Origin of the sequence: Pantoea sp. B623 (assembly GCF_024814475.1) — a bacterium.
Classification (GTDB): domain Bacteria; phylum Pseudomonadota; class Gammaproteobacteria; order Enterobacterales; family Enterobacteriaceae; genus Pantoea; species Pantoea ananatis.
In genome coordinates this window covers 1,132,543-1,154,749 of record NZ_JANUXM010000004.1, presented here as the reverse complement: position 1 = coordinate 1,154,749, position 22,207 = coordinate 1,132,543, and the positions used below count along the sequence as shown (strand labels likewise).

Sequence of the window (22,207 nt, the reverse complement as noted above, 5' to 3'; positions counted from 1 at the left end):
GCTGCTGCATCAAACGCGTTAAGCGGATGCATCGTAACGAAATTATTTATGCGGTAGCGCCGGGGCGCAAGCTTGTGAAGTGATATTTGGGCGGCACTGGCATAAACCAAGTGCAAAACAGCAGAATGTGCGGCGGCGAATGCTGGGCCGCCGCACAAAACGAAGCATCAGGGCTGGAATACGCCAACGCCGATGTCGTTTTCCTTGCGGGTACGGGCGATAACGGACGCCGGGCTTTCTGCCACACGCAGGCCCAGTTCCTCTTCTGTACGCACCAGCTTGCCGCGCAGTGAGTTGGTATAAACGTCCACGATTTCCACGTCGGCAAATTTACCAATCATCTCCACGGGCCCTTTGAAGTTGACCACACGGTTGTTTTCGGTGCGGCCAGTCAGCTCCATCACGTTTTTACGTGAGATGCCCTCGACCAGAATGCGCTGCACGCTGCCCATCATACGACGGCTGATGGCCATCGCCTGCTGATTGATACGTTCCTGCAGAATATAGAGACGCTGTTTCTTCTCGTCTTCGCTGACGTCGTCAGGCAGGTCTGCCGCCGGTGTACCGGGACGCGCGGAGTAGATAAAGCTGTAGCTCATATCAAAGTTGATATCGCCAATCAGCTTCATGGTCTGTTCAAAGTCCTGCTGGGTTTCCCCCGGGAAGCCAATGATAAAGTCAGAGCTGATTTCAATATCCGGACGCGCCGCCCGCAGTTTGCGAATGATGGCCTTGTATTCCAGCGCGGTATGCGCACGCTTCATCATCGTCAGAATACGGTCGGCACCGCTCTGTACGGGCAGATGCAGGAAGCTCACCAACTCTGGCGTATCGCGATAGACCTCAATGATGTCATCAGTGAATTCAATCGGGTGGCTGGTGGTGAAACGAATGCGGTCAATGCCGTCAATGGCCGCGACCAGACGCAACAGCTCAGCAAAGGTGCAAACGTCACCATCGAAGGTTGCGCCGCGATAGGCGTTGACGTTCTGACCGAGCAGGTTGACCTCGCGAACCCCCTGTGCAGCCAGTTGGGCGATCTCCAGCAGAATATCATCTGAGGGACGGCTGACTTCTTCGCCGCGGGTATAAGGCACCACGCAGAACGTACAGTATTTGTTGCAGCCTTCCATGATGGAGACAAACGCGGTTGGCCCTTCGGCACGCGGTTCAGGCAGGCGGTCAAACTTTTCGATTTCCGGGAAGCTGATATCCACAACCGGACTTTTGCTGCCGCGCACTGTGTTGATCATTTCGGGCAGACGGTGCAGGGTTTGCGGACCAAAGACGATGTCCACGCACGGCGCACGCTGGCGAATATGATCGCCTTCCTGTGACGCAACGCAGCCGCCGACACCGATAATCAAATCCGGGTTGCGCTCTTTCAGTTTTTTCCAGCGCCCCAACTGGTGGAAGACCTTCTCCTGCGCTTTCTCGCGGATAGAGCAGGTGTTGAGCAGCAGAATATCCGCCTCTTCGGCTTCCTCTGTCAGGGTATAGCCGTGCGTGCTGTTCAGTAGGTCAGACATCTTAGATGAATCGTACTCATTCATCTGACATCCCCAGGTTTTGATATGCAGTTTTTTTGTCATCGAGCTAGCCATTAAATCAGTGCAGTGAAGTGCTGGGGGCGTATTGTAATGCTTTGCTGCGGATGTGACCAGCCTGAGGGCTTTTCTGATCGTGTCTGATTTTTCCGGTACACTTTGCCGTAAGACAACCGCGCTGAAAAGTGACGGCAGATAAGAGGGAAAAAAGTTATGCAGGATAACCGGTTTGATGTGGTGATAGTGGGCGGTGGCATGGTCGGCGCCGCGCTGGCATGTGGTCTGACGCAGCACCAGTTTCGTGTGGCGGTTGTAGAGCGGGCAACACCACCTCCTTTTGATCCACACAGCCTGCCCGATGTGCGTATTTCCGCGGTCGGATCCTCTTCCGTGGCACTCCTGAAACAGCTCAACGTCTGGCAACGTGTTGAGGCGATGCGCTGTGCGCCTTATCGCAAACTTGAAACCTGGGAGTGGCAAACGGCGCAGGTCAATTTCGACGCCGAATCGCTGGGGCTGCCTGAACTCGGTTACATGGTTGAAAATAATGTGTTGCAACGCGCCCTGTGGGAAGAGATGGAACAGCGCGGCATCACCCTGCTGTGCCCGGCGACGATGGACGATCTCCAGCCCTGCAATGGCGGCTGGACGCTGTCATTGAGCAATGGGGCTGCGGTCAGCACGGCATTAGTCGTGGGGGCCGATGGTGCCAACTCGCAGGTGCGGCAAATGGCCGGTATCGGCATTCGTGGCTGGCGCTACGCGCAGTCCTGTCTGCTGGTCAGCGTCACCTGTGAACATCCCGCTGGCGATGCCACCTGGCAGCATTTTACGCCGCAGGGGCCACGTGCGTTTCTGCCGCTGTTTGGCAACCATGCTTCTCTGGTGTGGTACGACTCCGCTGCACGCATTCGTCAGCTACAGACTATGCCGATGGCGCAGCTGGAAAAAGAAATTGCCCGGCATTTCCCGGCACGGCTGGGACGCTTTCACGCCCATGCAGCCGGGGGCTTCCCGCTGGTGCGTCGTCACGCCTCGCGCTATGTTATGCCAGGGCTGGCGCTGGTGGGGGATGCCGCGCACACCATTAATCCTCTGGCGGGGCAGGGCGTCAATCTGGGCTATCGGGATACCGATGCATTAATGGACGTATTGATTGAGGCGCGCGATAAAGCAGAGGACTGGTCATCCGAACGCATACTGCTGCGCTATCAACGCCAGCGGCGCAACGATAACCTACTGATGCAGAGTGGCATGGACCTGTTCTATTTTACCTTCAGTAACCAGGTTGGGCCGCTAAAGCTGGTGCGCAATCTGGGGCTCATTGCCGCTGAGCATTCAGGCGTACTGAAGCGTCAGGTTTTGCGATACGCACTGGGATTGTAAGCATCGGCTGCGCGTTGCCTTGAGGTGATGCGTGGCCTGTTTGACCGAAAGACAAAAACAATAAAGCCCGCAGAAGCGGGCTTTGTTGCTTAATTTGGCTGGGGTGCAGGGATTCGAACCCCGGAATGCTGGTATCAGAAACCAGTGCCTTACCGCTTGGCGACACCCCAATGGTGTCAAATCAAATTGTCTAAAAATGGCTGGGGTGCAGGGATTCGAACCCCGGAATGCTGGTATCAGAAACCAGTGCCTTACCGCTTGGCGACACCCCAAGAAAATGGTGGCTACGACGGGAATCGAACCTGTGACCCCAGCATTATGAGTGCTGTGCTCTAACCAGCTGAGCTACGTAGCCAAATTGTACTGCCTTTCGATGATGGCTGGGATACCTGGATTCGAACCAGGGAATGCCGGTATCAAAAACCGGTGCCTTACCGCTTGGCGATATCCCATTCGTCCACTCGCAGCCGCGAGATACATCGAAATTGGCTGGGGTACCTGGATTCGAACCAGGGAATGCCGGTATCAAAAACCGGTGCCTTACCGCTTGGCGATACCCCATCCATGCTGCCGAATCATGAAATGGTGCGGGAGGCGAGACTTGAACTCGCACACCTTGCGGCGCCAGAACCTAAATCTGGTGCGTCTACCAATTTCGCCACTCCCGCAGAAAAAAGATGGTGGCTACGACGGGAATCGAACCTGTGACCCCAGCATTATGAGTGCTGTGCTCTAACCAGCTGAGCTACGTAGCCATCTTTTTTTCGCGCAACCTTCATCGGCGTTGCGGGGCGCATTATGCGGAGTTGACTACACAGCGTCAACAAGTTTTTTGCCGTTTTTTGCCTTCAAACGCCTGTTTGTCTGGCTTATAACCAGGGTGATGCTTTATTCGGCAATTTTTCAGTGAATACAACGGCAATAACAAAAAAGATGGGCCGTATACGGCCCATATTGTCACTCAGTATAGCACTTATTTGTAGGCAGACTGGTGAACGCCTACGGCACGTCCTGACGGGTCATCCATGTTTTTAAAGGCTTCGTCCCACTCGATGGCTTTTGCCGATGAACAGGCAACAGACGGCCCGCCTGGTACGCACTCTGCAGCGCTCGGCAGTGGGAAGAGTTCTTCAAAGATTTCACGGTACAAATACGCTTCTTTCGACCCCGGCGTGTTATACGGGAAACGGAAGTGCGCCGTCGCCAGTTGCTGATCGCTGATTTGTTTGGCCGCGACTTCTTTCAGTGTGTCAATCCAGCTGTAACCCACGCCGTCAGAGAACTGCTCTTTCTGGCGCCAGGCCACGCTTTCGGGCAGGTAAGAGGAGAAGCATTCACGCAGAATGTGTTTTTCCATTTTACCGTTGCTACCGCACATCTTGTCTTGTGGGTTGATACGCATGGCGACATCCAGGAATTTCTTATCCAGGAACGGCACGCGTGCTTCAACGCCCCAGGCAGACATCGCTTTGTTGGCGCGTGCGCAGTCAAACATGTGCAGGGCCAGCAGTTTGCGAACGTTCTCCTCATGGAACTCTTTCGCGTTTGGCGCCTTATGGAAATACAGATAACCACCAAAGACTTCGTCAGCCCCTTCGCCCGACAGCACCATTTTGATGCCCATGGCTTTAATCTTACGCGACATCAGGTACATCGGCGTGGAGGCGCGAATCGTGGTCACATCATAGGTTTCAATGTGGTAGATCACGTCACGAATCGCATCCAGGCCTTCCTGCACCGTGAAGTGAATTTCGTGGTGCACCGTACCCAGATGCTCTGCCACCAGTTTGGCCGCTTTCAGATCCGGTGATCCTTCCAGACCGACCGCGAACGAGTGCAGCTGTGGCCACCAGGCGTCACTTTTATCCTGATCTTCCACGCGTTTGGCCGCGAAACGTTTGGTTACCGCTGAAATAATTGACGAGTCCAGACCACCAGACAGCAGCACGCCATACGGAACATCGGACATCAGGTGGCTTTTCACTGACTCTTCCAGCGCATGTTTCAGTTCTGCTGCGTCGGTCACGTTGTTCTCAACGTTCTGGTATTCCATCCAGTCACGCTGCCAGTAACGACGAATTTCACCGTCGGTGCTGGAAAGGTAGCTTCCCGGCGGGAATTCTTTGATTGAACGGCACACCGGCACCAGCGCTTTCATTTCTGAGGCGACAAACAGGTTACCGTGCTCATCGTTGCCCATATACAGCGGGATGATACCGATATGGTCACGGCCAATCAGATAGGTGCCTTTGACGCTGTCATACAGGATGAAGGCAAACATGCCTTCCAGTTCGTCAAGAAAATCGACACCTTTCTCCTGGTACAGCGCCAGAATCACTTCGCAGTCAGAACCGGTCTGAAACGCGTAGCGATCGCTCAATTTTGCGCGCAGGGCCTGATGGTTGTATATCTCACCATTGACTGCCAGTACGTGGGTGTGGTCAGCGTTATACAGCGGCTGTGCACCGTTGTTCACGTCAACAATTGAGAGGCGCTCATGAGCAAGAATGGCGTGGTCATCGGCGTAAACGCCTGACCAGTCCGGCCCACGGTGACGCATCAAACGTGAGCTTTCCAATGCTTTTTTACGTAACTCAACGGGATCGCTTTTCAGATCCAGCACACCAAAAATAGAACACATATCTGACTCCTGAACTCACCTGCGGCGATGTAATTTTACGTTTGTCCGGCAGCCTGTGGCTGCGTGATGTATAAGAAAATGCGTTATTTACGGTCCCCAATGCAAGAGGAATCGTATTTTGCTGATGAAAATGTTGTTGTGTGGCGAGGTATATTGAATTTTATCTAACAGAATCGGGTTTTTATTGTTGAATCGGCAATGAAATGAAATTTCAGCACGCTTTTTGAGCGAGGATAACGGGCGCAGAGAGCCATAAAGGTGAGACGCACCACAGAATCTGGCAGTGCGTCATAAGAGAAATGAATCAAAAGAGGTCGATATCGGCAACAGACGGGAAAATCCAGTCAGGACGGAAAGGCATCGCATCAATGTCGGTAAGCGTGGATACGCCAGAAAGCACCAGAATCGTTTCCAGACCGGCCTGAAAACCAGCGAGGATATCGGTACGAAGATTATCGCCCACGATAACCGTTTCCTCTGAATGGGCCTGCATCTTGTTCAGCGCGGCGCGCATGATGTAGGGGCTGGGCTTGCCAACGTAAAATGGCCTGCGACCTGAAATCTTTTCAATACCGGCACACAGTGCGCCACAGGCGGGCACAAAGCCCCGGGCATGCGTATCGGGATTGGTTGCAATGAACCGCGCGCCGTTTGCCACAAAGAAAGCGGCCTTGTGCATCATGTCCCAGTTGAATGAGCGGGTTTCCCCGACGATAACGAAATCCGGGTTAACGTCAGTGATGGTAAAACCGGCTTTATACAGCTCGTGTACCAGCGCACCTTCGCCAATGACATAGGCTTTTTTGCCTTCCTGGCGGCGTAAAAAGTCCGCGGTGGCCATGGCTGAGGTGTAAAACACCGAATCCGGTATGTCGATTCCCGCTGAGGAAAAACGGTTTGCCAAATCACGCGCCGTTTGTGAAGGATAATTGGTCAGCACCACCAATGGCATGTCTTTCGCCAGGATGCGCTGCAAAAATTCTTTCGCGCCGGGCACTGCGGTATTGTCGTGCATCAGCACGCCATCGATATCACAAATTACATTTTTAATCGTCATAAAGGGGTTCCGATACGCGCCGCGCTGAGTAAGGCCGCGCTTAGTCTTCCAAAAGATGTTGCAGCAGAATGCCGTTTAACATCGCCCGTTTTGCCAGGGCAAAGGCCCCAATCGCGGAGCGGTGATCGAGTTGTGAACGCACCACCGGCAGATGTTTACGGAAGGCCGCCAGCGCCTGGGTATTAATGCAACTTTCTATGGCCGGGAGCAACACGCGTTCAGCTTCCGTAATTTCGCCGGCCAACACAATTTTTTGCGGATTAAACAGGTTAATGGCGATAGCAATGGCTTTACCCAGATAGCGACCCACGTATTCGACAACTTCACTTGCCAGCGCATCGCCCTGGTTCGCCGCCTGACAGATGTGCGGCATCTGGCAGGCATCCTGAGTCAATATGCTGGGGTAGCCTTTATTCAACAGCTCTCTGACGCGCTGTTCAATGGCGCCATTCGCCGCGATGGTTTCAAGGCAGCCAAAGTTACCGCAATGGCAGCGTTCCCCGAGCGGATCGACCTGAATATGGCCGATTTCACCCACGTTGCCATTACTGCCCAGGAATATTTGTCCGTTGGAAATAATCCCTGCGCCCGTTCCCCGATGCAGTCGCACTAATATGGAATCAGCACAATCACGGGTTGCGCCAAAATAGTGCTCTGCCAGCGCCAGACTGCGAATGTCATGACCCACAAAGCTGGTCACCTTAAAGCGTTTTTTCAGGTTGGCCACCAGAGGCCACTGGTCCACCGTAATGTGCGGCATATAACGGATAACGCCATTATGCGGATCGACCAGGCCAGGCAGAATCACCGAAATGGCTATTAGCTCACGAATTTTCGCTTCGCTCTGCTCAATAAAATGCGCAACGGCATCGAACAGCGCCTGCTCCAGCGTGTCCTGCGTGGTTTGCGGCAGGGGATAATCCTGCTGAGCCAGTGATTTGCCGCTTAAATCGAACAGCGTTAAGGTCGCATCGTTGCGGCCGAGGCGCACGCCGATAGTGTGAAAGTGACGGGTTTCAGTGACGATGGAGATCGCGCGGCGTCCGCCGGTGGACGCCTGCTGGTCCACCTCTTTGATCAGGCCGCGCTCAATAAGCTGGCGGGTAATTTTGGTGACACTGGCGGGCGCGAGTTGGCTCAGATCCGCAATCTGAATGCGCGAAATCGGTCCCTGTTGGTCGATTAACCGGTAGACGGCTGCGCTGTTCAGTTGTTTGACAAGATCGACATTTCCAATTTGTGTCTGGCCGCCAGTAGTCATTCAGTGCTTACTCGCTCAGGACGTTATCTCCATTGACTAACGTCTTAATAATTTTAAAGTCGCGTGTAAATACGGTCAGATTGGCGAGTTTTCCTGCCTGGATAGTGCCTGACTGTTTTTCTACGCCCATTGCCCGTGCCGGATAAAGTGATGCCATGCGCAGCGCTTCATCCAGTGGAATGCCTGCATGTTCAACGCTGTTTTGCACGGCTTCGATCATCGTCAGTGCTGAACCGCTCAGCGTGCCATGTTCATCAACACAGAGTCCATCACGATAATATATTGTTTTACCAGCAAAAATAAACTTATCGATTGTGGCACCTGCGGGCGCAGTGGCATCGGTTACCAGGACCAGCTTGTCACCCTTAATGCGTTTGGCATTACGAACGTTAGCGTAATGAACATGTAAACCATCCGCAATGATGCCGCAGTATACATCAGGCGCATCAAACAGCGCACCGATTAGGCCCGGCTCACGCCCAGCAAAGGCCGGCATGGCATTATAAAGGTGCGTCGCAAAGGTGATGCCGGCGGCAAAACCCGCTTTGGCTTCTTCGAAGGTGGCATTGGAATGACCCGCAGACACCACAATACCGGCGTCGCTGAGTTGGCGAATCACGGCGCTTCCGACGCTTTCTGGCGCCAGTGTGACCTTGCTAATCACATCCGCGTTCTCACACAGGAAATCGACCATCTTCGGATCGGGCTGGCGAATAAGGGCAGGGTTATGGGTGCCTTTTTTGGCGACGTTCAGCCACGGACCTTCCAGATGTAATCCCAGCAGAAAGTGGGGATACTTCTGCAAAAAGGCGCGCATTGTTTCGACGGCGCGCACCATGAGTTCGTCACTGCTGGTAATCAGCGTTGGCAGAAAGCTGGTGCAGCCGGATTTAACATTGGCGCGGTGCATGGTTTCCAGCGTTTCCACGCTGATGGCATTGATATCGTCATTAAACTGCACGCCTCCACAGCCGTTAAGCTGCAGGTCAATAAAGCCGGGTGCGATAATCGCGCCCCCAACATCCTGCTGTTCTATTTCTGGCGGCAAGGCTGCCAGAGAGCAAACCCGCTCAATTTTGCCGTCAGCGATGACGACAGCATGATGATCGAAAATGTCATCGCCGCTGTAGATACGGCCGTTCACTAATGCGTACATCTTGTTCTCCCGGCTTGCCTGCCGTTAACGCGTCTAACCGCAGGTGACGAAATGATTGTGTTAAACGCCCTGCATATTTTCCGCTTCCATTTCACGGAAGTATTTCACCGTTTTTACTTTTAGCTCCATGGTGGCAGGCTCATCACAGACCACTACGGATTTAGGATGAAGCTGCAGACAGCTAATCGTCCACATATGGTTCACGTTCCCTTCAACAGCAGCCTGCAACGCCTGGGCTTTTACGTGCCCGGTGACCAGGATCATGACTTCTTCGGCATCCAGCAGCGTACCAACGCCGACTGTCAGCGCGTATTTGGGTACCTGATCCACATCACCGTTAAAAAAACGCGAGTTCGCTACGCGCGTGTCGTGCGTCAGGGTTTTAATCCGGGTGCGTGAAGACAGAGAGGAGGCGGGTTCATTAAACGCGATATGCCCATCGTTACCAACGCCGCCCATAAACAGGTGAATTTTACCCAGTGTCCGAATTTTATCTTCATAACGGCGACATTCTGCGTCAATATCTGGCGCATTACCATTCAGTAAATTGATATTTTCTGGTTGGATATCAACGTGGTCGAAGAAATTGCGGTACATAAAGCTGTGATAGCTTTCCGGATGCTCTTTCGGCAAGCCAACGTATTCGTCCATGTTAAAGGTCACGACATGTTTAAAGCTGACCTGGCCCGCTTTGTGCATGTCAATCAGGTGTTTATAGGCTTCCAGCGGCGTTCCGCCCGTGGGCAGTCCCAGGATAAAAGGCTTGTCAGCACGGGGATTAAACGCATTGATGCGATTGACGATATGGCGTGCCGCCCATTTGCCGACCTGAGTTGGGGTGGATAAAGGAATCAGTCTCATATTGCACCTCGAATGTGAGTTAACGGTCAGACGTGCAGCTAATATGCGGGTCAGGCCTGAAGTGGCAGGCGCAAAGGGTATTAGAAAGCGCACATCTTGATATTTCGCATCATAAAATAAGTTTGCCTTTATAGCCAGTGAGAGTGACCTTAAAAATCGATTTATGGTGATAATTGTCACAGATAGTAGCTATTAATTTGTGAAGCGAATTAAATTGTTATTACACTCCTCAGCATTGAGTGTAATGCCGTAAGAGGCTTGCTGCTGACATAACAACATTAAGCGGCAGTATAGCTACAGAGTCAGTTCATAGGGGGAAGGGTCAATGTTAAGTTATTTACAACGAGTGGGACGGGCGCTGATGGTGCCGGTCGCCACTTTGCCTGCTGCAGCAATACTTATGGGGATCGGCTACTGGATCGATCCGGACAGCTGGGGCGCGGGCAATGCCTTTGCCGCCCTGCTGATTAAATCCGGTGGCGCGATCATTGAAAACATGTCGGTTCTGTTCGCGATTGGCGTGGCGTACGGTATGTCAAAAGATAAAGACGGCGCGGCCGCACTCACCGGCTTTGTTGGTTTCCTGGTCGTGACGACGTTGTGTTCGCCTGCCGCCGTGGCGATGATTCAGAAAATACCGGTGGCTGACGTCCCTGCGGCCTTTGGGAAAATCAGCAATCAGTTTGTCGGTATTCTGGTTGGGGTTCTGTCAGCCGAAGTCTACAACCGCTTTAGCCATGTTGAACTGCCCAAAGCGTTCTCTTTCTTCAGCGGCCGTCGTCTGGTCCCGATTCTGGTCTCCTTCCTGATGATTCTGGTCGCGTTCATCCTGATGTATATCTGGCCAGTCATCTTTAATGGTCTGGTGAGCTTTGGTGAGCATATCCAGAAGCTGGGATCGGTAGGGGCTGGCGTCTATGCCTTCTTCAACCGATTGCTTATTCCGGTAGGCTTACATCATGCGCTGAACTCCGTGTTCTGGTTCGACGTCGCGGGCATCAACGATATTCCTAAATTCCTCGGCGGTGCACAGTCGCTGGCGAATGGCACCGCTATTCCGGGCATCACGGGCCGTTATCAGGCGGGCTTCTTCCCTATCATGATGTTCGGTTTACCCGGCGCAGCGCTGGCGATTTACCATTGTGCTCGTCCTGAAAATCGGGCGAAGGTCGGCGGGATCATGTTGGCGGCGGCTTTTGCAGCCTTCTTTACCGGCATTACCGAACCACTGGAATTTTCCTTTATGTTCGTGGCACCGGTACTCTATGTCATCCATGCTGTGTTGACCGGTCTGTCTGTGTTTATTGCTGCCAGCATGCATTGGATTGCCGGCTTTGGTTTCAGCGCGGGGCTGGTGGACATGGTGCTCTCATCCCGCAATCCCCTGGCGACGCACTGGTACATGCTGATTCCGCAAGGGCTGGTGTTCTTCGTTATCTACTATGTTGTGTTCCGTTTCACCATCAAAAAATTCAACCTGATGACGCCGGGCCGTGAGCTGGCGGTTGCTGGCGATGAAACCGATGGCTATGACGTGAATGTGGATACTACCGACAATGGTGAGAGCGCGACCGAATCTCTGGCGCGTCGTTACATTGGCGCGGTGGGCGGTTCAGACAACTTAACCGCGATCGATGCCTGCATTACGCGTCTGCGTCTGAATGTGAAGGATGCCGGGCAGGTTAATGAAGGCGTGGCGAAACGCCTGGGTGCCTCAGGTGTCATCCGCCTGAACAAGCAGAGCGTTCAGATAATCGTCGGCACACAGGCTGAAAGTATCGCTATGGCCATGAAAAAAGTGTTGGTGAAAGGTCCGGTTGCAGCCGCTACCGCCAGCACCGCCAGCGCACCCGCTGCGGCCAGCGACGTGAAACCTCAGGCTGTGTTAAACAGTGAAAAACGCGTTATCGCGACCTTAGTGGCGCCCGTGAGCGGTGAAATTGTGCCGCTGGATGCCGTACCGGATGAGGCTTTTGCCAGTAAAGCGGTCGGCGACGGTGTGGCAATCAAACCCAGCGACAAGCGCGTTGTGGCCCCCATTGCGGGCACCGTGGTGAAAATCTTTAACACTAACCATGCGTTCTGCCTGGAAAGTGAAAACGGGGTGGAGATCGTGGTGCACATGGGGCTGGATACCGTGGCGCTGGGCGGTCAGGGCTTTACCCGTTTAGTGGAAGAGGGCGCTCAGGTCACGGCAGGTCAGCCGGTGCTGGAGATGGATCTTGACTATCTCAACGCCCATGCCCGCTCGATGATAAGTCCGGTGGTGGTCAGCAATATTGAAGACTTCGCAGGATTAACGCTGTTGACGCAGGGCCAGGTGATCGCGGGTGAAACCCCGCTGTATGAAATTAAAGGCTAATTCGCTGTATCAACAACAAAAGGCAGGAAGCGATTCCTGCCTTTTTTATTTTAAACGCCCAACAAACGGTTGTTTCTCTGCAACGCTTTGTGGATCATACCCGGATATTACGTGGTATAAACCACCCTTTCTACGCGTTGAGGATTTTGAGATGAGTGAGGCTGAAGCCCGCCCAACTAACTTTATTCGTCAGATTATTGACGAGGATTTGGCGAGCGGGAAGCACAGCAGTGTGCATACCCGTTTCCCGCCAGAGCCAAATGGTTATCTGCACATCGGTCATGCTAAATCAATCTGCCTGAATTTTGGTATTGCACAAGACTATCAGGGCGAGTGCAATCTGCGTTTTGACGATACCAATCCGGTTAAAGAGGATATGGAATTTGTTGAGTCCATCAAGCGTGATGTGCAGTGGTTGGGTTTTTCGTGGAGTGGCGACGTTCGTTATTCATCTGACTATTTTGATCAGCTTTACCAGTATGCGGTTGAACTGATCGGAAAGGGACTTGCCTATGTTGATGAACTGACCCCTGAAGAAATTCGTGAATACCGGGGAACGTTAACCGCGCCGGGTAAAAACAGCCCATACCGCGATCGCAGCGTGGAAGAGAACCTTGCCCTGTTTGAAAAAATGCGCAACGGTGAATTTGCAGAAGGTAAAGCCTGTCTGCGTGCAAAAATTGATATGGCTTCCAGCTTTATCGTTATGCGCGACCCGGTGCTGTACCGCATTAAGTTTGCTGAGCATCATCAAACCGGCAACAAATGGTGCATCTACCCGATGTACGATTTTACCCACTGCATTTCCGATGCGCTGGAAGGCATTACGCATTCACTCTGTACACTGGAGTTCCAGGATAACCGCCGTCTGTATGACTGGGTGCTGGACAACATCACGATTCCGGTTCATCCACGTCAGTACGAATTTTCGCGCCTGAATCTTGAATATGCGGTGATGTCAAAACGCAAACTCACGCAGCTGGTCAGTGAGAAGCATGTGGAAGGCTGGGACGATCCCCGTATGTTAACCGTGTCCGGCCTGCGTCGCCGTGGTTATACCGCGGCCTCAATCCGTGAGTTTTGCCGGCGTATTGGTATCACCAAGCAGGACAACATTGTTGAAATAGCCTCGCTGGAGTCTTGTATCCGCGACGATCTCAACGAAAATGCGCCACGCGCGATGGCGGTGTTGGATCCGGTTAAGCTGGTGCTGGAAAACCTGCCGGCAGGCCATAACGAAGTGCTTAGCATGCCGAACCATCCTAACAAACCGGAGATGGGGACGCGCGACGTGCCGTTCAGCCGCGAAATCTGGATCGATCGGGCCGATTTCCGTGAAGAAGCTAACAAGCAGTATAAACGCCTGGTGCTGGGTAAAGAGGTGCGCCTGCGTAATGCGTACGTGATCCGAGCCGAGCGCATCGCGAAAGATGAAGAAGGCAATATCACCTGCATCTACTGCACCTGTGATGTGGATACGCTGAGCAAAGATCCTGCTGACGGCCGTAAAGTTAAAGGCGTGATTCACTGGGTGTCCGCTGAACATGCGCTGCCCGCTGAGTTCCGTCTTTACGATCGCCTGTTTAGCGTACCCAATCCTGGCGCGGCAGACGATTTCCTGACCACGATTAATCCCGACTCGCTGGAAGTCAAACAGGGCTTCGTTGAACCCGGCCTGCGTGATGCGGTGGTCAGCGCGCCTTACCAGTTTGAGCGCGAAGGCTACTTCTGTGCCGACAGCGTTTATTCAACCCCTTCACAGTTAGTGTTTAACCGCACGGTAGGTTTACGCGATACCTGGGCGAAAATCGGCGAATAATTTCTCTGTGATGTTGACCGCAGGGTAATCGAAAGGGCGACTTATCGCCCTTTTTTATTGCAGCGATTTTTTTTAATACCGACGTTTCTCCTGAGCAGAGTCAGAGTATTAATTTTATTTTTGTGGAACCGCTCTCAGTTTAATTTTTTTAATAAATTTCCCAGTGTTAATTCTTTTTTTTCAGGTAGGCTAACCCTCTGAAGTATCAGTTTGTGGGTTTAAAAGGAAAAAATGACACTTTTTGCACAGGAAGCCAAACATAGCGTTGTCGTGTTACATCAGCTTATTGAACATATTTTTAATCATGGTCGGGATGGTAGCGACAGTTTTCATCTGCTGCTCTCGCACTTTCATCCCGATTTTAAGATGGTCACGCCGCAGGGAAAACAGCTGAATCTGGATCAGGTTGAAGATCTTTTTCGACGACTGCAGGGGGCAAGGGAAGGGATGCGCATTGCGACCAGTGAGCATGTAATTCTTTCTGAGCATGCGAACGAAGTGACGATTCAGTATCGCGAACTGCAGATGATGAATGGTGAAAATAAAAGCCGTATTTCGCTGGCGATTCTGGACTGCACCACCTCTGTTCCACGCTGGCGCTACCTGCAGGAAACGCTCGTGACCTGAGCGACAGCAATAAAAAAGCCGATGTGAACATCGGCTTTTTTACTTTGTACCCGAAAGCGCTTATTTGTCGTGCAGCGTTTCGTCTTCACGGCAGTCGCCCAGTGCACAGTGACCGTACAGGTACAGGCTGTGGTTGGTGAGCTTAATACCATGACGGGTCGCGATCTCACGTTGACGCGTCTCAATGGATTCGTCACTAAATTCAATCACTTTACCGCAATCCAGACAGATCAGGTGGTCGTGATGGTGCTGCTGCGTCAGCTCAAACACCGATTTACCGCCTTCAAAGTTGTGGCGGGTCACGATGCCTGCATCGTCGAACTGGTTAAGCACACGGTAGACCGTGGCCAGTCCAATCTCTTCGCCCATGTCGATCAGGCGTTTATACAGATCTTCCGCGCTGACGTGATGGCATGCAGGTTCCTGAAGCACTTCCAGAATTTTGAGTCTGGGCAATGTGACTTTCAGGCCAGCCTTCTTTAATGCGGTATTGTTGTCAGTCATGCGGATATTGTCCTGTTACTTTAGTCACTCTTGTGGCACGTAGCCTGTATGTCGATCGACCGCCATTCTCATTTGCGTCTCATTATAGAACTGATGCGCTGAAATGAAAACCGATGTCCTTGCGATGCGCCAGCGGCGATGTTCGCTGCGCATGGCATGGAAAGCGGACGAGTCGCATTTCGCGTTTTGTCATCTCAGTTCCTGGGAAATAAGCAGATGATCGATGCGGGTATTCTACAGATTAAATGGGGAAAGTTACAAAAATGTAGCTATTATTTTTATAGGAAAAGCCGTTTGCTCAGTGTGAACCTGCGTCCACACTGAGCTCAGCGCGATCAGGCTTCAATGATTTCTTTGAGCTGCAGCTCATCAAAAATTTGCTTAACCCATTTATCAACGCGTTCGTTGGTCAGCTCTGGCTGGCGATCTTCATCAATAGCCAGACCCAGGAAGTGGTTGTCATCAGCCAGGCCTTTTGACGCTTCGAAGTGGTAACCCTCGGTCGGCCAGTGGCCCACGATGATGGCGCCGTTAGGTTCGATGATGTCACGAATGGTTCCCATGGCATCACAGAAGTACTCTGCGTAATCTTCCTGATCGCCACAGCCAAACAGCGCAACCAGCTTGCCGTTAAAGTCGATCTCTTCCAGCGTCGGGAAGAAGTCATCCCAGTCGCACTGGGCTTCACCGTAATACCAGGTGGGGATGCCCAGCAGCAGAATGTCAAAGGCTTCTAAGTCTTCTTTAGTGCTTTTCGCGATGTCGTGAACTTCTGCAACGTCTTTACCCAGTTGTTTCTGGATCATTTTTGCAATGTTTTCGGTGTTACCGGTATCGCTGCCAAAGAAGATGCCTACGATTGCCATGGGTAAAATAACCTCTTAAATCCTGATGATAGAATGAATGCCGGAGCCTGTTCAGCAAATGATAGCAGACCGCGCAAAAGGGCGGAATGTGTAAAGCCGCGACATTTGTTTCTGTGTGCGGTTTACCCGCGTGAGTCCAGTTTGAGTTGTGCCAGCAGCATTTGTTCAATTAATTCGCTGCGGCTGAGATTGCGCTGCTCAGCCAGCATATTCAGCGCTTCAACGGCTTCACTGTTCATTTTGAGTTCGACACGACGAAGTCCGCGCCCTTTGTCACGTTTCAGTTGATTGCGTTTGTTGATACGCAGTTGTTCATCACGCGTAAGCGGACTGGTTTTTGGGCGACCAGGGCGACGCTCGTTAGCGAACAGATCGAGCGTCGTACGGTCAGTGTGTTCTTTTGCCATGACTTAGTACAACTGAGTGGGCGCGAACGAGACGTTTCCGCTGCGCAGATTAAAGTATTGACTCTTCCCGCGGGCAACCGCGCCCACGGCAAAAATTTAGCGCGCCATCATACTCCAGGCTAACCGCGGACGCCAATCTTAAACTTTTACAGCCAGTTAAGATGTTTTAAAGCGCAAAAAAGCGTCGAATACTGCGTAAAACGGCATCAGGTTTTTCAGCATGGACCCAGTGACCAGCACCACCGATCACATGTGCATGCGCGGCCGGGAACTGCCTGAGTAACGCGTCACGATACTGATTATCCAGGTAAGGTGAGTCGCCACCGCGAATAAACAGCACGGGATGTGGCCAGGCAGGCACCTCCTGCCAGCCGGAGATCAGCGCATAGTTGTCCCATAACACCGGGACATTAAAGCGCCATTCGCCCTGACTGAATGATTTCAGGATGAACTGAATGACGCCGTCCTCATCAATGTGGTTGCGCATGATCTCTGCGGCTTCAGTGCGCAAGGTGACGCCAGCGGCCGTGACGGCCCGGATAGCGGCGAAAATCTCGTCATGCCGACGTGTCTGATAGTCAACGGGCGCGATGTCGATCATCACCATCTGTTCGATACGTTCTGGTGCCAGCGCGCTCATTGTCATGGCGATCTTACCGCCCATGGAATGACCAATGACCGCGATCCGCCCAATCCCCTGAGCATCCAGCGTATCCAGCATGTCCTGAGCCATCACCCTGTAGTTCATCTCGTCTGCGCGCGGCGATAGCCCGTGGTTGCGTATATCAACCTGAATAAGCGGTCGATCGTCTTTAAGCCCTCGGGCCAGAATGCCAAGGTTATCAAGACTGCCAAACAGACCATGAATCAGCAGGACAGGTGTGGAATCAGAAGAAGATTGTTCAGTTTGCAGGCGCGCATTCAAAATCATAGCAAAGTTCTTAAGTGTGAGACCTGAGCTTAGGTTATCATGGTTTCACCTTTTCAGGCGCGCTGCTTCCGGCGGCATTAGGACATATTCTGACTTTTGCCCATAAACCGTTTGAATGCTATCAGCCTGTCTGAATTTAACTTTATAATCTTCATGTTAGAACCTGCCTCCTTTTTGAAATGCCGATCAGCAGCTCGGGGTATTCAGAAAATCGCGGGTTCTGTCGTGAGTAAAAAAACCGTACGGAATAAGATGAAAACGATCGAAGTTGACGAAGAGCTCTACCGTTATATTGCCAGCCACACGCAACACATTGGCGAAAGTGCATCCGATATTCTGCGCCGTATGCTGAAGTTTACTGCCGGTCAGCCCGCGGCGGTCAATGACACGCAGCCCGTCTCCGCACCGGCCCCGTCTAAAGCGGCACCGTCGGCAGGTAATGAATCGCGTCCTCAGGATCGTGTTCGCGCGGTGCGTGAGCTAATGCTGTCGGATGAATATGCGGAGCAGAAGCGGGCGGTTAACCGCTTTATGCTAATCTTGTCAACGCTCTATCGTCTGGATACCGCAGCGTTTGCCGAGGCGACAACGTCGCTGCAGGGCCGCACGCGCATCTATTTCGCGGGCGATGAACATACGTTGCTGCAAAGCGGTACCCATACCAAGCCGAAGCACGTTCCCGGCACGCCGTACTGGGTTATTACCAATACCAATACCGGTCGTAAACGCAGCATGGTTGAACACATTATGCTGTCGATGCAGTTCCCGTCGGAGCTGGCAGAGAAAGTTTGCGGCACCATTTAAACTGAAGCGTCAGGGAGAAGCGCCAATGGCCAATCACCCCCGTGCCGGGCAGCCTGCCCAGCAGAGCGATTTGATTAACGTTGCACAATTAACTTCACAATATTATGTCCTGCAGCCCGATGTGGCTAACCCAGAACATGCGGTGAAATTTGGCACATCAGGCCATCGCGGTAGCGCAGGACGCCACAGCTTTAACGAAAAGCACATCCTGGCGATAGCTCAGGCGATTGCCGAAGAGCGTAAAAAGAACGGGATTACCGGTCCGTGCTACGTAGGTAAAGATACGCATGCGCTTTCGGAACCTGCGCTGTTGTCCGTGCTGGAAGTGCTGGCCGCAAACGGCGTAGACGTGATTGTTCAACAGGACAATGGCTATACGCCAACGCCGGCGATTTCAAACGCCATCCTTGAGCACAATAAATCGGGCGATCAGCTGGCGGATGGCATCGTTATTACGCCTTCGCACAACCCACCTGAAGACGGCGGGATTAAATACAATCCGCCGAACGGTGGCCCTGCCGATACCAACGTAACCAAAGTGGTTGAAGATCGCGCGAATCAGCTGTTGAAAGAGGGCCTGAAAGGCGTGAAGCGTCTGCCACTGGACCAGGCCTGGGCCAGCGGTCACGTGGTTGAGAAAGATTTGATCCAGCCTTATGTTGAAGGCCTTTCACAGATCATCGATTTCCCGGCGATTCAAAAAGCGGGCCTGAAAATCGGCGTCGATCCGCTTGGCGGTTCCGGCATCGCTTACTGGCAGCGCATTGCTGAGCACTACAAACTCGATCTGACCCTGGTGAATGACGCCGTTGATCAGACGTTCCGCTTTATGCATCTGGATAAAGACGGCGTGGTGCGCATGGACTGCTCGTCCGAATCTGCCATGGCGGGCCTGCTGGCCTATAAGGACAAATTTGACCTGGCGTTTGGCAACGATCCCGATTATGACCGCCACGGTATCGTCACGCCTGCCGGCCTGATGAACCCGAACCACTATCTGGCCGTTGCTATCAACTATCTGTTCCAGCATCGCCCACAGTGGGGCAAAGACGTTGCCGTGGGGAAAACCCTGGTGTCCAGTGCCATGATTGACCGCGTCGTTAACGACATCGGCCGCAAGCTGGTGGAAGTGCCGGTTGGCTTTAAGTGGTTCGTGGATGGCCTGTTCGACGGCAGCTTTGGCTTTGGTGGGGAAGAGAGTGCGGGCGCTTCATTCCTGCGCTTTGACGGTACGCCCTGGTCCACCGATAAAGACGGGATCATCATGTGTCTGTTGGCAGCGGAGATTACCGCGGTCACCGGCAAGAACCCGCAGGAGCACTATGATGAGCTGGCCGCGCGTTTCGGTGCACCCAGCTACAATCGCCTGCAGGCGTCAGCCAGTTCCGCACAGAAAGCGGCGCTGTCTAAGCTGTCACCTGAAATGGTGAGTGCTGACACGCTGGCGGGCGATCCGATCACCGCGCGTCTGACCGCTGCGCCGGGCAATGGCGCGTCTATCGGCGGCCTGAAAGTGATGACGGAAAACGGCTGGTTTGCTGCCCGTCCTTCAGGCACCGAAGATGCATACAAAATCTATTGTGAAAGTTTCCTGGGCGCAGAACACCGCGCGCAGATAGAAAAAGAAGCGGTAGAGATTGTCAGCGAAGTGCTGAAAAACGCCTGATTTGCCTGTTAAATGAAAAAAGCGCCTAAGTGGCGCTTTTTTTATGGCATAAACCGGTAGCCGATGCCGGTTTCCGTGAGCAGATGTACCGGCTGGGTAGGATTCGCCTCCAGCTTTTGCCGCAGGTGCCCCATATAGATCCGCAGATAGTGGCTGTGTTCAACGGCGTTTGGTCCCCACACCTGGCTCAACAGCTGCCGCTGGGTCAGCACTTTGCCCGCGTTGTTCAGCAGCGTCGTCAGCAAACGAAACTCTATCGGCGTAAGGTGCACTTCCTCGCCAGCGCGCAACACTCTGCGGGCCGCAATATCCACGGTAACGTCGGCGAAGCTGACCTTGGGATCGGTATGTTGTCCGGCATGACGGCGCAAGGCGACGCGAACGCGTGCCAGCAGTTCACCAATACCGAAGGGTTTCGTCAGGTAATCGTCTGCCCCTGCATCCAGTGCGTCAATTTTATCCTGTTCGTCGATTCGGGCCGACAGCACAATCACGGGCAGCGTGCTCCACTGACGCAGCTCGCCAATAAAGGTTTTGCCATCGCCATCGGGCAGGCCGAGATCGAGAATGACCAGATCGGGTTTTCGCGTCGCCGCCTCAATCAACCCACGTTGTAGCGTTTCGGCATCGAAAACCTTCAGGCCTTCGCTTTCCAACGCGATGCGCACGAAGCGGCGAATTTCTTTCTCATCTTCAATGATTAAAACCGTGGTCACGCCAATCCTGCCATTGCCTGAAAAGGGAAAATACACTGTATCAACTTTTCAGCCTTTCGTCCGTGTTGCCATCGAATCGCGCTAAAGATCATCGTCAAAACCATTATTTAACCAAAATGTAACTAATTTTCAGATTGTCATTAACAGTACAAAAAATAGTCAAATTTAGTGGTCAGATGAGTAGTAAAATTACACAATCAGGCGTAATATTGGATGCAGATCACATTTAACCGACTTTTCGTCAGGAGGAATCCATGTACCGGACTTATTCTCGTCATAAAATCATTTTGCGCCGTACGCTGGTTATCCTGTTGGGCCTGCTGGCTCTGCCGGTCATGCTGTTTCGCAAGGATCGTGCCCGCTTTTACAGCTATCTGCATCGTATGTGGTGCAAAACCAGCACCAAGCCGGTCTGGTTGGCACAGTCTGAAGCCGCTGCCGGTGTCTTTTGGTAATCAGACTGCATTAAACCGCCTCAGCCCCTGAATTTCTGGCCCGTTCCCTGAATCTTATTACGGGGAACGGGCTTTTTTTGAGCATTATCGTCATCTGCAAAGCCCCGCAGGCTGATTTCCCCACTATTTTGCGCTACACTTAAACCTCTACAAGTTTTCGGAGGTTGTACAAGTATGAGTGAGAAAATTCCGGTTGGAATCAGCGCTTGTCTGCTTGGTGAGAGCGTCAGATTTGATGGCGGCCATAAGCGCCTGGCTTTCGCTACTGATCAACTCACCCCTTTTGTACGTTTTGAACCTGTCTGCCCCGAAATGGCGATTGGCCTTCCTACGCCTCGCCCGGCCTTACGCCTCGTTAAAATGGGCGATGATGATGCTCTGCACCTGTGTTTCAGTAAAGAGGGCGGAGAGGACATCACCGATAAAATGCGCGACTGGTCCGAAAACCGCGTTAAATCCCTTCATCATCTCTGTGGCTACATCCTGTGTGCAAAATCACCCAGCTGCGGCATGGAACGGGTCAGGATTTATGAACCCGCCACCAACAATAACCGCAAAGCAGGCACCGGCATTTTTACCGCCTTTTTGCAGCGTGAAATGCCCTGGCTACCGCTTGAAGAAGATGGTCGCCTTAACGATCCCACCCTGCGCGAAAATTTTATTGGCCGGATTTGTGCCCTGCATGAGTTTAATCAGATATGGAAACAGGGCCTGACTCGTCACAACCTGATGGCTTTTCACAGCCGCTACAAGCTGCTGCTGTTGGCGCATTCCCAGAAGAAATACCGTGAGCTGGGGCCGTTTGTTGCCTCAATGAACCAGTGGGAATCGTTGGAGGCTTTTGCCTTTGAATACCGCAGCCGACTGATGGATTTGATGTCACAGCCCGCGTCCCGCACGAATCACACTAACGTTTTGATGCACGTTCAGGGTTATTTCCGTAGTCAGTTAAGCTCTCCTCAGCGTAAAGAGCTGACGTCGCTGATTGACTGCTACCGGCAGGGAACGCAACCGCTGTTAGCACCCATTACGATTCTTAAGCACTATATGGCGGAATATCCGCACCCCTGGCTGACGCAGCAGCGTTACTTCGATCCTTACCCCGAAGCCCTGCGCCTGCGATACGGACAATGATTCAGGA

19 protein-coding genes and 7 tRNA genes are annotated in these 22,207 nt (G+C 52.7%); 8 read left to right on the top strand and 18 right to left on the bottom strand.

The window, feature by feature from the left end; genetic code table 11:
- Window positions 1–167: 167 nt before the first annotated feature.
- Window positions 168–1,592, bottom strand: a complete 1,425-nt coding sequence (miaB, locus tag NXS97_RS07325) for a tRNA (N6-isopentenyl adenosine(37)-C2)-methylthiotransferase MiaB (RefSeq protein ID WP_259231872.1) — start codon at window positions 1,590–1,592, stop codon at window positions 168–170.
- 168 nt (window positions 1,593–1,760) lie between these two features.
- Here miaB and ubiF point away from each other — a divergent pair, with 168 nt between their 5' ends.
- Window positions 1,761–2,933, top strand: coding sequence for a 3-demethoxyubiquinol 3-hydroxylase (gene ubiF, locus NXS97_RS07320; RefSeq protein WP_116219544.1), 1,173 nt, complete (start codon window positions 1,761–1,763; stop codon window positions 2,931–2,933).
- A 95-nt stretch (window positions 2,934–3,028) separates the two neighbouring features.
- On the opposite strand, the gene NXS97_RS07315 is transcribed toward ubiF, so the two are convergent.
- The 12 genes from NXS97_RS07315 to nagB all read right to left on the bottom strand — a co-directional run bounded on the left by NXS97_RS07315 (window position 3,029) and on the right by nagB (window position 9,909).
- Window positions 3,029–3,103: transfer RNA gene (locus NXS97_RS07315), tRNA-Gln, on the bottom strand.
- 27 nt (window positions 3,104–3,130) lie between these two features.
- Window positions 3,131–3,205: transfer RNA gene (locus NXS97_RS07310), tRNA-Gln, on the bottom strand.
- 6 nt (window positions 3,206–3,211) lie between these two features.
- A tRNA-Met gene (locus NXS97_RS07305) sits at window positions 3,212–3,288 on the bottom strand.
- Window positions 3,289–3,310: 22 nt separating this feature from the next.
- Window positions 3,311–3,385 (bottom strand) — tRNA-Gln (locus NXS97_RS07300).
- Window positions 3,386–3,419: 34 nt separating this feature from the next.
- Window positions 3,420–3,494 (bottom strand) — tRNA-Gln (locus NXS97_RS07295).
- Between the two features lie 22 nt (window positions 3,495–3,516).
- Window positions 3,517–3,601: transfer RNA gene (locus NXS97_RS07290), tRNA-Leu, on the bottom strand.
- Between the two features lie 10 nt (window positions 3,602–3,611).
- Window positions 3,612–3,688, bottom strand: a tRNA-Met gene (locus tag NXS97_RS07285).
- Between the two features lie 218 nt (window positions 3,689–3,906).
- Entirely contained in the window at window positions 3,907–5,574 is a 1,668-nt protein-coding gene (gene asnB, locus NXS97_RS07280; protein ID WP_013025032.1) for an asparagine synthase B, read from the bottom strand.
- A 304-nt stretch (window positions 5,575–5,878) separates the two neighbouring features.
- Entirely contained in the window at window positions 5,879–6,631 is a 753-nt protein-coding gene (locus NXS97_RS07275) for an HAD-IIA family hydrolase (protein ID WP_013025033.1), read from the bottom strand.
- Window positions 6,632–6,671: 40 nt separating this feature from the next.
- The gene (locus NXS97_RS07270) at window positions 6,672–7,892 is read right to left on the bottom strand and encodes an N-acetylglucosamine repressor (RefSeq protein WP_116219545.1); all 1,221 of its coding nucleotides are present in this window, start codon (window positions 7,890–7,892) and stop codon (window positions 6,672–6,674) included.
- A 7-nt stretch (window positions 7,893–7,899) separates the two neighbouring features.
- Window positions 7,900–9,048: an N-acetylglucosamine-6-phosphate deacetylase gene (gene nagA / locus NXS97_RS07265; RefSeq protein ID WP_029569794.1), complete on the bottom strand. Its 1,149-nt coding sequence runs from the start codon at window positions 9,046–9,048 to the stop codon at window positions 7,900–7,902.
- A 60-nt stretch (window positions 9,049–9,108) separates the two neighbouring features.
- On the bottom strand, window positions 9,109–9,909 hold the full coding sequence (nagB, locus tag NXS97_RS07260; protein WP_014593179.1) for a glucosamine-6-phosphate deaminase: 801 nt from the start codon (window positions 9,907–9,909) through the stop codon (window positions 9,109–9,111).
- 325 nt (window positions 9,910–10,234) lie between these two features.
- Between nagB and nagE the strand changes: the two genes are divergently transcribed.
- The 3 genes from nagE (at window position 10,235) to NXS97_RS07245 (ending at window position 14,717) form a co-directional block, all read left to right on the top strand.
- A complete protein-coding gene (gene nagE, locus NXS97_RS07255; RefSeq protein WP_014593180.1) occupies window positions 10,235–12,271 on the top strand; it encodes an N-acetylglucosamine-specific PTS transporter subunit IIBC in 2,037 nt (678 codons plus the stop codon).
- A gap of 151 nt (window positions 12,272–12,422) precedes the next feature.
- Window positions 12,423–14,090, top strand: a complete 1,668-nt coding sequence (gene glnS / locus NXS97_RS07250) for a glutamine--tRNA ligase (protein ID WP_109706409.1) — start codon at window positions 12,423–12,425, stop codon at window positions 14,088–14,090.
- Window positions 14,091–14,321: 231 nt separating this feature from the next.
- A complete protein-coding gene (locus NXS97_RS07245) occupies window positions 14,322–14,717 on the top strand; it encodes a hypothetical protein (RefSeq protein WP_015700747.1) in 396 nt (131 codons plus the stop codon).
- 60 nt (window positions 14,718–14,777) lie between these two features.
- Here NXS97_RS07245 and fur read toward each other — a convergent pair whose 3' ends face one another.
- The 4 genes from fur to ybfF form a co-directional block, all read right to left on the bottom strand.
- Window positions 14,778–15,221: a ferric iron uptake transcriptional regulator gene (fur, locus tag NXS97_RS07240; RefSeq protein ID WP_013025040.1), complete on the bottom strand. Its 444-nt coding sequence runs from the start codon at window positions 15,219–15,221 to the stop codon at window positions 14,778–14,780.
- A gap of 335 nt (window positions 15,222–15,556) precedes the next feature.
- Complete coding sequence (gene fldA, locus NXS97_RS07235) at window positions 15,557–16,087, bottom strand: flavodoxin FldA (RefSeq protein WP_006118431.1); 531 nt, start codon at window positions 16,085–16,087, stop codon at window positions 15,557–15,559.
- A gap of 122 nt (window positions 16,088–16,209) precedes the next feature.
- Window positions 16,210–16,494: a LexA regulated protein gene (gene ybfE / locus NXS97_RS07230; protein ID WP_013025041.1), complete on the bottom strand. Its 285-nt coding sequence runs from the start codon at window positions 16,492–16,494 to the stop codon at window positions 16,210–16,212.
- 166 nt (window positions 16,495–16,660) lie between these two features.
- The gene (gene ybfF / locus NXS97_RS07225) at window positions 16,661–17,425 is read right to left on the bottom strand and encodes an esterase (RefSeq protein ID WP_116219546.1); all 765 of its coding nucleotides are present in this window, start codon (window positions 17,423–17,425) and stop codon (window positions 16,661–16,663) included.
- 252 nt (window positions 17,426–17,677) lie between these two features.
- Here ybfF and seqA point away from each other — a divergent pair, with 252 nt between their 5' ends.
- Window positions 17,678–18,229, top strand: a complete 552-nt coding sequence (seqA, locus tag NXS97_RS07220; protein WP_019104980.1) for a replication initiation negative regulator SeqA — start codon at window positions 17,678–17,680, stop codon at window positions 18,227–18,229.
- A gap of 25 nt (window positions 18,230–18,254) precedes the next feature.
- A complete protein-coding gene (gene pgm, locus NXS97_RS07215; RefSeq protein WP_013025044.1) occupies window positions 18,255–19,895 on the top strand; it encodes a phosphoglucomutase (alpha-D-glucose-1,6-bisphosphate-dependent) in 1,641 nt (546 codons plus the stop codon).
- Between the two features lie 41 nt (window positions 19,896–19,936).
- On the opposite strand, the gene kdpE is transcribed toward pgm, so the two are convergent.
- Window positions 19,937–20,611, bottom strand: coding sequence for a two-component system response regulator KdpE (gene kdpE, locus NXS97_RS07210; RefSeq protein WP_014606301.1), 675 nt, complete (start codon window positions 20,609–20,611; stop codon window positions 19,937–19,939).
- Between the two features lie 254 nt (window positions 20,612–20,865).
- On the opposite strand from kdpE, the gene NXS97_RS07205 reads away from it, so the two are divergent.
- The gene (locus NXS97_RS07205; RefSeq protein WP_013025046.1) at window positions 20,866–21,066 is read left to right on the top strand and encodes a DUF2517 family protein; all 201 of its coding nucleotides are present in this window, start codon (window positions 20,866–20,868) and stop codon (window positions 21,064–21,066) included.
- Between the two features lie 174 nt (window positions 21,067–21,240).
- Complete coding sequence (locus tag NXS97_RS07200) at window positions 21,241–22,200, top strand: 2-thiouracil desulfurase family protein (RefSeq protein ID WP_116219547.1); 960 nt, start codon at window positions 21,241–21,243, stop codon at window positions 22,198–22,200.
- Window positions 22,201–22,207 lie beyond the last annotated feature (7 nt).

Coding starts and splice junctions, on each gene's coding strand:
- miaB (WP_259231872.1), bottom strand. CDS start 1,592: ATGACAAAAAAACTGCATATCAAAACCTGGGGATGTCAGATGAATGAG.
- ubiF (WP_116219544.1), top strand. CDS start 1,761: ATGCAGGATAACCGGTTTGATGTGGTGATAGTGGGCGGTGGCATGGTC.
- asnB (WP_013025032.1), bottom strand. CDS start 5,574: ATGTGTTCTATTTTTGGTGTGCTGGATCTGAAAAGCGATCCCGTTGAG.
- NXS97_RS07275 (WP_013025033.1), bottom strand. CDS start 6,631: ATGACGATTAAAAATGTAATTTGTGATATCGATGGCGTGCTGATGCAC.
- NXS97_RS07270 (WP_116219545.1), bottom strand. CDS start 7,892: ATGACTACTGGCGGCCAGACACAAATTGGAAATGTCGATCTTGTCAAA.
- nagA (WP_029569794.1), bottom strand. CDS start 9,048: ATGTACGCATTAGTGAACGGCCGTATCTACAGCGGCGATGACATTTTC.
- nagB (WP_014593179.1), bottom strand. CDS start 9,909: ATGAGACTGATTCCTTTATCCACCCCAACTCAGGTCGGCAAATGGGCG.
- nagE (WP_014593180.1), top strand. CDS start 10,235: ATGTTAAGTTATTTACAACGAGTGGGACGGGCGCTGATGGTGCCGGTC.
- glnS (WP_109706409.1), top strand. CDS start 12,423: ATGAGTGAGGCTGAAGCCCGCCCAACTAACTTTATTCGTCAGATTATT.
- NXS97_RS07245 (WP_015700747.1), top strand. CDS start 14,322: ATGACACTTTTTGCACAGGAAGCCAAACATAGCGTTGTCGTGTTACAT.
- fur (WP_013025040.1), bottom strand. CDS start 15,221: ATGACTGACAACAATACCGCATTAAAGAAGGCTGGCCTGAAAGTCACA.
- fldA (WP_006118431.1), bottom strand. CDS start 16,087: ATGGCAATCGTAGGCATCTTCTTTGGCAGCGATACCGGTAACACCGAA.
- ybfE (WP_013025041.1), bottom strand. CDS start 16,494: ATGGCAAAAGAACACACTGACCGTACGACGCTCGATCTGTTCGCTAAC.
- ybfF (WP_116219546.1), bottom strand. CDS start 17,425: ATGATTTTGAATGCGCGCCTGCAAACTGAACAATCTTCTTCTGATTCC.
- seqA (WP_019104980.1), top strand. CDS start 17,678: ATGAAAACGATCGAAGTTGACGAAGAGCTCTACCGTTATATTGCCAGC.
- pgm (WP_013025044.1), top strand. CDS start 18,255: ATGGCCAATCACCCCCGTGCCGGGCAGCCTGCCCAGCAGAGCGATTTG.
- NXS97_RS07205 (WP_013025046.1), top strand. CDS start 20,866: ATGTACCGGACTTATTCTCGTCATAAAATCATTTTGCGCCGTACGCTG.
- NXS97_RS07200 (WP_116219547.1), top strand. CDS start 21,241: ATGAGTGAGAAAATTCCGGTTGGAATCAGCGCTTGTCTGCTTGGTGAG.